At 41.9% G+C, this 8,439-nt stretch carries 5 protein-coding genes; 1 reads left to right on the top strand and 4 read right to left on the bottom strand.

Going from position 1 to position 8,439, the window contains the following annotated elements:
* Positions 1–243 precede the first annotated feature (243 nt).
* Positions 244–1,656 carry an amino acid permease gene (locus AALA56_RS09215; RefSeq protein ID WP_369909756.1) on the top strand — a complete coding sequence of 471 codons (1,413 nt, stop codon included), beginning with the start codon at positions 244–246 and terminating at the stop codon, positions 1,654–1,656.
* Positions 1,657–1,776: 120 nt separating this feature from the next.
* Here AALA56_RS09215 and trxA read toward each other — a convergent pair whose 3' ends face one another.
* The 4 genes from trxA to AALA56_RS09235 form a co-directional block, all read right to left on the bottom strand.
* Positions 1,777–2,094 (bottom strand): thioredoxin, encoded by a 318-nt coding sequence (gene trxA / locus AALA56_RS09220; RefSeq protein ID WP_369909757.1) that lies wholly within the window; start codon positions 2,092–2,094, stop codon positions 1,777–1,779.
* Between the two features lie 64 nt (positions 2,095–2,158).
* Complete coding sequence (locus tag AALA56_RS09225) at positions 2,159–2,662, bottom strand: phosphatase PAP2 family protein (RefSeq protein WP_369909758.1); 504 nt, start codon at positions 2,660–2,662, stop codon at positions 2,159–2,161.
* Between the two features lie 26 nt (positions 2,663–2,688).
* Positions 2,689–5,034 carry an endonuclease MutS2 gene (locus tag AALA56_RS09230; protein WP_369909759.1) on the bottom strand — a complete coding sequence of 782 codons (2,346 nt, stop codon included), beginning with the start codon at positions 5,032–5,034 and terminating at the stop codon, positions 2,689–2,691.
* Between the two features lie 99 nt (positions 5,035–5,133).
* Entirely contained in the window at positions 5,134–8,139 is a 3,006-nt protein-coding gene (locus AALA56_RS09235; RefSeq protein ID WP_369909760.1) for an SH3 domain-containing protein, read from the bottom strand.
* Positions 8,140–8,439 lie beyond the last annotated feature (300 nt).

The raw sequence follows: 8,439 nt of genomic DNA on the forward strand, positions 1-8,439 counted from the left end.
TTGTTTTACCTAACTCAAGTTAGGCAACAACTGAAGCCGATTCATCTCATGACTAAAGTCAAGAGTGTTCTCGGCTGCTTTATAAAATCATCTAATAACTCTCCTTATTTGTTAATGTTACATATATCACCATATTATACAACAAGTTTTCACGATATCAATAGGGCTACTTTTCAATGAAATTGAAATTGTCCTCAATATCTAGTATAATAGAAGTGAAACTAGATAGGAAAAGGAATATTCATGTCAAATAAACAACAAACAACAAACACGGACACGGAGCATTTAGAAAATGGGATGGTGCGTGGTCTTCAAAACCGCCACGTCCAGCTCATCGCTATTGCAGGAACGATTGGAACTGGGCTTTTCTTGGGAGCGGGAAATTCCATCGCTCTGACTGGACCATCTATTTTACTGGTCTACCTCATCACTGGCGTCTTTATGTTCTTTATGATGCGAGCAATGGGAGAGATGCTCTATCAAGACCCTGACCAGCACACCTTTATCAACTTTATCACACGCTATTTAGGGCAAGGCTGGGGCTATTTTGCTGGCTGGTCTTACTGGGTTTCATTGATTTTCCTCGGAATGGCAGAGATTACCGCTGTCGCCAAGTACATGCAGTATTGGTTTCCGACTTGGCCGTCTTGGATTATTCAGATTGTCTTTCTGGTGCTTTTAGCTTCCATCAATCTCATCGCTGTTAAAGTTTTCGGAGAAACCGAGTTTTGGTTTGCCATGATTAAGATTATCGCTATTCTAGCTTTGATTGCAACGGCTATTATCATGCTGGTGACTGGTTTTAAAACACCTGAAGGTCCTGTTAGTCTCAACAATATCTTCCATAACTTTGAATGGTTCCCAAATGGTTGGATAAAGTTCTTGGTGTCTTTCCAGATGGTTTTCTTTGCTTATCAAGCCATTGAGTTTGTTGGAATCACTGTCTCTGAAACATCCAATCCAAGAACCGTGCTTCCAAAAGCCATCCAAGAAATTCCTATGCGTATCGTTATCTTTTATGTCGGTGCTTTGGTTGCCATTATGACCATCATCCCTTGGCGAGCTTTTTCTGGCGGTGGCAGCAGCCTTGAAAATTCACCTTTTGTCATGGTCTTTCAATTAGCGGGCTTTAAATGGGCGGCAGCTCTTATTAACTTTGTCGTCCTAACATCAGCAGCTTCTGCTCTGAACTCTACGCTCTACTCAACTGGACGCCACCTCTATCAGCTAGCCAACGAAGCCCCTACAAAATGGATGAACAAGGCTAAAATCAACACCCTGTCACGCTCTGGTGTACCAAGTAAAGCCATTATCTTCTCAGCTATTGTCATCGCAGCTTCAGCGCTTATCAGCATGATTCCTGCTATCAAAAATACCTTTACGCTGATTACCGCTTCTTCATCAGGGGTTTATATCGCTATCTACATCCTGACTATGATTGCACATCTCAAATACCGCAAATCCGATAACTTTATGACAGACGGCTACCTCATGCCAGCCTACAAAATCCTAAATCCACTCACCATCGCATTTATGCTCTTTGTCTATGCCATTCTCTTTATGCAAGCAGACACAGTTGTCGGAGCAGTCGGCTCACTCATTTGGATTGTCGTCTTTGGCATTTACGGTCAATTGAAATTTAAAAAAACGACTTAAAAGTAGTGATTATTCACTACTTTTTTTGATTTGTACTTTGACTAAGCACATTGTATAAAGGGCATTAAACCCAAAAAGAGACTAGCTTCATAGAAGCTAGTCTCTTTTTAATGATAATAACTAAGCATTTATTTCATCAATAATTGCTTTTAGTTGTTCTTTGGTGTGCACACCTGCAACTTGTTTGACGACTTGACCGTCTTTTTTGAACATCAATGTCGGAATAGACATGATACCAAAGTTGCGTGCAGTCTCTGGATTTTCATCCACATCGATTTTGACAATCTTGAGGTCATCTTCGTCAAATTCTGCTTCTAATTGCTCAAGAATAGGTGCCTGCATACGACATGGACCACACCATGTTGCCCAAAAATCAATAAGGACGAGACCTTCTTTTGTCTCTTGTTCAAATGTTGCATCTGTAATTGCGTAAGCCATAATAAGCCTCCTATCTAATCATGGTCTTATTCTACACAAAAATAAGAACATTTTCCACTAATTGCTACACCAAAAAGAGGAGGAGACCAAATGAGAAGCCTAAAGCATAGCCAATCAAAACATCCTTGGGATAATGCACACCGCCAAGCACACGGCAAAGCGCTAAGATGAGCGAAAAGCCTAACAGCATAAGCCCAAAGGGAAAAGATAAGCGTAAAGCACACATGCTAATCATGCTCGCTGAAAAAACATGACGACTTGGCATTGATTTGCCTTGGCTAGTTTTGATAATCAAGGGACTGAAATCCCACGTTTCGTAGGGACGAGGTTGATTGTAAAGATGACGAAAAAGGGACACCAAGCTAAAACTAATGGCTGGAACAAGAACCAAAATCCCTAAAAGCAGCGAGAACCCTTGGTCTATATACACAAGTAGCAGCAAAATAGGGTAGATGATGTACATGACGTGTGTCAAAAAATGATTGGCTAAACGCAACAGTGAGACAAGCATCGGATAGCGCCTAAAAGGCACCGTCCAGCTGTCATAGCATCTTTGATAATCAAACATACAAAACTCCTTCATATCAAGCTAGCTTAGCCCAAGGTAACAATTGTTGCCCCTGACCCGCCAGCATTTTGAGGGGCATAACCAAAGTTCTTGACATGTTTATTACGGCGCAGATACTTGGTAACCCCCTCACGGATAACACCTGTACCTATACCGTGGATAATATCAACTTGTGCCATATTATTAAGCAGCGCTTGGTCAATAAAGCGGTCGAGCTCCTGCATAGCCTCTTCATAGCGCATGCCTCTTAGGTCAAGACGTGCTCGTGGACCAGTTTGACTTGCTTTTTTAACGACTTTCACTTGTTTAGCACGTTTTGGTTTTTGTGTTTCTTTTTGAGCACGCACTAGAGTAAACTCATCTGGCTTCAGTGTCATCTTAATCAAACCAACCTGCGCCTCAAAACGCCCATCCTTGAGTTGGTTGATAAGGGTACCATACTGACCATAGCTAGTTACGATAATGTCATCGCCCTCACGAGCCGCTCTTTGCGCCTTAGCTTTCTTCGCCTTTCTAAGCACTTTATTTTTGGATAAATCAGGCTCTTTGACTAAACTGTCAAGCTCTTTTTTGGCACCAATGACTTCGTGCGGTTTTAGCTGGCTTTTAGCTGTAAGCGTCTTTAAAATCTCATCACTCTTCTCTTTTGCCTCATCAACAATGATTTGCGCTTCTCGATAAGCCTTTTCAAGCTCTTTATCACGTGCGTGTGAAAATTCATTGTAGAGCTTTTTGACCGCTCGGTTAAACTTCAGATTTTCTTTTTCAACCTCACGAATGCGCTCTAAGCGTTTGCGGCTCTCAAGTGTTTGTTCTTCCAAGCGCTCAATGATACAATTGACATCGCTCTCTTTATCCGTCTGACTCTCAGCATCAGCCACGATAATCTCAGGTAAGCCTAAGCGCCTTGCAATTTCAAAAGCGTTTGAGCGACCAGGGACGCCCTGCATAAAGCGATAAGTCGGACTAAGCGTTGACGTTTCAAACTCCATGCTAGCATTTTCAACAAAAGCAGTCTCAATCCCATAAGCTTTTAACTCTGGATAGTGAGTGGTGACCATGTTTTTAATACCGCTTAGACGCAAATGCTCAAGGATAGCCATAGCAAGACTGGCTCCTTCTTGAGGGTCTGTTCCAGCACCGAGCTCATCAAAGAGAACCAGACTATCTTCATTAGCATTCTCTAAAATAGAGACAATCTGTGTCATATGACTAGAGAAGGTCGATAAGCTCTGCTCAATGGATTGCTCGTCTCCGATATCTGCAAAAATCTCTGTAAAGATAGCCACTTTACTGCCCTTATCTGCCAAAATCGGCAAACCTGACTGTGCCATCAGCTGCGCTAGACCAAGCGTTTTAAGCATAATGGTCTTACCACCTGTATTGGGTCCAGTGATAACAATGCTGGTCAATTCTTCACCAAAATAGAGGCTATTAGAAACAGGATGAGCTAGCAAAGGATGGCGCACATTTAACAATTGAATGGTCTTGTTTTCTGAGAGTTTAGGGATAACAGCAGAGTAGTCTCGCATAAAAAGATACTTGGCACGCACAAAATCCAAATGCCCCAAAATCCAAGCGTTATTGCGAATGCTATTAGTTTGTGGACGCAATAAATCAGACAACTCATGCAGAATGCGTGCCACCTCATAGCGCTCATCTGCACGCAGCTGCGTAATCAGCTCATTTAAAGACACGACCGCACGTGGCTCGATATAAACCGTACTACCTGAAGCAGAGATGTCATGCACAATCCCAGAAATACGATTGCGGTAAGTATTTTTAACCGGCAAGACACTACGCCCAGCACGGCTGACAATCAGCTGCTCAGACAGCATATCCCCACGCTTTTTCACAATATCCTGTAATGTCTCACGAATCTCACGCTCACTCTCTGCAATCTTTCTACGAATACGAGTCAGCTCAGGACTGGAAAAATCCTCCACAAAACCACCATCACTGATAGCCTGCAAAGCCCCCTGCAACTGTGGAAAAACGTCTATCTTTTCAAATAAAGGTTGCAGATAATCCACCCTTATATTTTCAAGTTCATCATAAAAACGCTTGATTTCACTAGATACCAGTAGCACACGCTTTAGTGCTTGCAGCTCTGTCACATTCAAATCAGCAGACAACTCTAAGCGCCGTAAACTCTCTGATATATCCTGTAATTCCCCTAAAGAAAAGCCATGCGACTGGATAAAAATCTGTGACATGTCGTCAACCTCAGCAAGACTTGACGTGATACGACGATAATCCGTCATCGGTCTTAGCTGAGCTAACTCTGCCTTTCCTTGCATCGTTTGTAAATACGGTGTTAGCAAGTCTATGACTTTATCAAATTCTAACTGTTCTAAAATCTTAGTATTCATACCTTCTATTATATCGCAAATCATAGTAAATTGGGCATCTGAACTCAAAAACGCCACAAGATAACTTGTAGCGTTTTAACAGATCTCAAAATAACTTCATTAGTCAAATTGGACATAGCGACGTTGTCCACTGCGGCTAACATAGCTCATCCAACGGTGACCGTCTGCATTGAGCACTTTGTCATAGTTGACTTTGTAACCTTTATCGAGGTAGAAAGCAACAGCACTAGCTGCAGTTGGTTCGTTTTTCACATTGACACGTTTGTCAAAAGTGTAAGAACCTGAACTTGGAAGATCTGTCTTTGTTTCAGCTGGTGCGCTAGCAGTTGTAGCTAGTGTCGCTTTTCCAACAGAGATGTAGCGACGATTACCGCTACGGCTGATATAAGAAATCCAATTTTGGTTATCTGCCACTAGGGTTTTGTCGTAGTTGACAGAGTCACCAGCATTGTAGTAAGCAAGCGCTGGGCTTGAAGTTTTTGGTTCATTTTTGATATCTGCTCGTTCTGTAAAGCGATAAGTGCCTGAACTTGGGAGAGTTGATACAGCTTCTGATTTGGCTGGAGTTGCTGGTTTGGTTTCTTCTTTTTGTGGAGTTTCAGCAGAAGTTGCCTCCACTTTGTTGAGAGCAATGTAGCGACGTGTGCCACTGTAGCTGACGTAAGAAATCCAGTTGTAGTCGTCTGCTGTCAACACTTTATCATAGTTGACATATTCTCCCTTTTTAAACTCAAATTGCACTGGGCTTGAGAGTTTAGCGTCATTACGTACTTCTACTGTATCTGTAAAGGTGTATTTACCACTTGCTGGGAGATTTGGTGTTTCTGATTTTGTTTGTGTGCTTGCTTCTGCTTCAACTGTGGTTTTTGTAGCAGCGACACCTTTTAAGCTGCCATCGTTTTGGACATAGTACAAGTGAGCATTGTATTCACCAGTATTATTTTTGTGGTCGCTAATCTTAACAGCCACCTTGTAATCACCAGAACTTTGCTTAGTAGCGTCGTACCAGATGATGTCATCTTGTCCATTTTGGCTTGTCCAAACAGGTACTTTCACCGCTTTGACACCTTGGGTGTCAGAGACATTGCTGACAACAACGTCAAAGCCTTTAGCAGTCACATTTTCCACCTTGATGTCTCCTGTTACAACACTTGGTTTAGATGTAGTTGCTGCTGTTTCGACTTTGCTGAGTGCAACGTAGCGACGAGTTCCGCTATTACTCATATAAGATAGCCAGTTGTAGTTATCAGCTGTCAACACTTTGTCGTAGTAGATTTGGTCGCCTTTTCGGAATTCAAATTGCACTGGGCTTGAGAGTTTGGCTTCATTGTGCACTTGAACAGTATTTGTGAAAACATAGTTACCACTTGCTGGCAAGTTCAAGCTTGCTGATTTGTTTTCTTCTTTTTGTAGTGTTTGTGTTTTTGTAGTGTCAACGGTTGCTTTTTCGACTTTGTCAAGTGCTACGTAACGGCGTGTTCCGCTGTAGCTGACGTAAGAAATCCAGTTGTAGTCGTCGGCTGTCAATACTTTGTCGTAGTAGATTTGGTCGCCTTTTCGGAATTCAAATTGCACTGGGCTTGAGAGTTTGGCTTCATTGTGCACTTGAACAGTATTTGTGAAAACATAGTTACCACTTGCTGGCAAGTTCAAGCTTGCTGATTTGTTTTCTTCTTTTTGTAGTGTTTGTGTTTTTGTAGTGTCAACGGTTGCTTTTTCGACTTTGTCAAGTGCTACGTAACGGCGTGTTCCGCTGTAGCTGACGTAAGAAATCCAGTTGTAGTCGTCGGCTGTCAATACTTTATCGTAATTGACAGTTTCACCTTTTGTAAACTCAAACTCAACTGGGCTTGAAAGTTTAGCGTCATTGCGGACTTGTGCTGTGTCTTGGAAAACATAGGTTCCCTTAGCAGCTTGCGGTTTGCGGTTTTTGCTTGTTTCAGTACTTTCAGCTTCTGTCACTTCTTCAAGCACCTTAGTGAGTTCCCCTACCTTAGCGTAACGGCGGATACCACTGTAGCTGACGTAAGAAATCCAGCGAGCATTTTCAGCGTCTAAGACCTTGTCATAGTTGACATATTCCCCCTTGTTGTAGTAGAAAGAAACGCTACTGTTAGTGCTTGGGGTGGTGTAAACAGCTGTCTTTTCAGTGAAAGTGTAGCGACCGCTAGCTGGTAATTCTGGACCAGTGATGACTTCTTTAACGACTTTGTCTTTGGCTGGTTCTTCAGCTGGTTTGCTTTCTTCCTTAGAAGTGTCATCTTTAGTCGCTGCAGTTGGTGTTTCAGCCTTTTCAGGTGTTTTCACTGTTTCAGAAGCACTTGGTTTAGTAGTTGTTGGAGTAGTTACTTGTGTTTCTGTTGGTTTTGCAGGTTCTGCGACAGTATCAGTTGTACTTGGTTTAGTTGCTGTAGGTGTTGTCGCAGGTGCTTCTGTTTTTGGTGCAGAGTCATCTTTGAAACTATAAGTTGTACCTGCTGGTAAGCTGTCTTTGTTAGTAATGAAGGAGTCTGCAGTTGGTGTTTGTCCTTGACGGACTGTTTGTGTGCGAACAGTTGGTTCATTCTTGTCAGCGTCTGTTTGTCCCGCAACGGTGTAGTTAACTTTGACTTCATCTGTTGAGCCGTCTGGGTAAGTGACAACAACTGTTGCTTCTTTGGTGACGTTAGTAGATGTTTGTGCTGTAGATGTAGCAGCTGGTTGTGTTGCAACACTGCCAGTTGATGTTACTGCTTCTGATGGTGTAGTTGTGTTTTCTGTAGTTGTTGCTGTTAGTCGCGCTGGTGTAGCTGTACTTGCAGCTGGTGTGCTTGATACAGCTTGTGCTTGGGTATTGTCAACGACGTTTGTATTTGCCCAAGCAGAGCCTTTAGTTGTCAAATTATCAAAAGTGACAGTGTTGTCTGGTTGTGTGGATTTATCAACAACAATTGTTCCACTGTTTTCAACGACAGTTTTTGCGACTGCTGAATCACTTGCTGCTGTTTGGTCAGCATGTACAACTTGAGCATTTGCCATGTAGGCACAGCCAATCAAGACAGATGCTGCACCAAAAGCATATTTGCGAATTGAGTAGCGTTGTTTTTCATTAACTCCATATTTCATTGTTCTTCTCCTCTATCTGTTAATAAATTGCTGTTACCATACAACGATTAACATCTTTTTCACCTTTATTTTACCTCTCTTTGTAACAAATGTCAACACTTTTGTAATAAAGATGAAATATTTTTAATCAACATGATGTTTTACCTTTCATCTATTTATTCGTAAAAGAAACTAAAAACGTGAACTTTTTTTGAAAAAACAACTTTCTACGGTAAGAAAGTTGTTGATATACTCCCCATATAGTAGACAGTGAAAAAAACAAAAATTCACTAGAAACTATAAGGGGAGTTTTCATATGTC

The sequence above is a fragment of the Streptococcus hyointestinalis genome, assembly GCF_041225505.1.
GTDB classification, from domain to species: domain Bacteria; phylum Bacillota; class Bacilli; order Lactobacillales; family Streptococcaceae; genus Streptococcus; species Streptococcus hyointestinalis_B.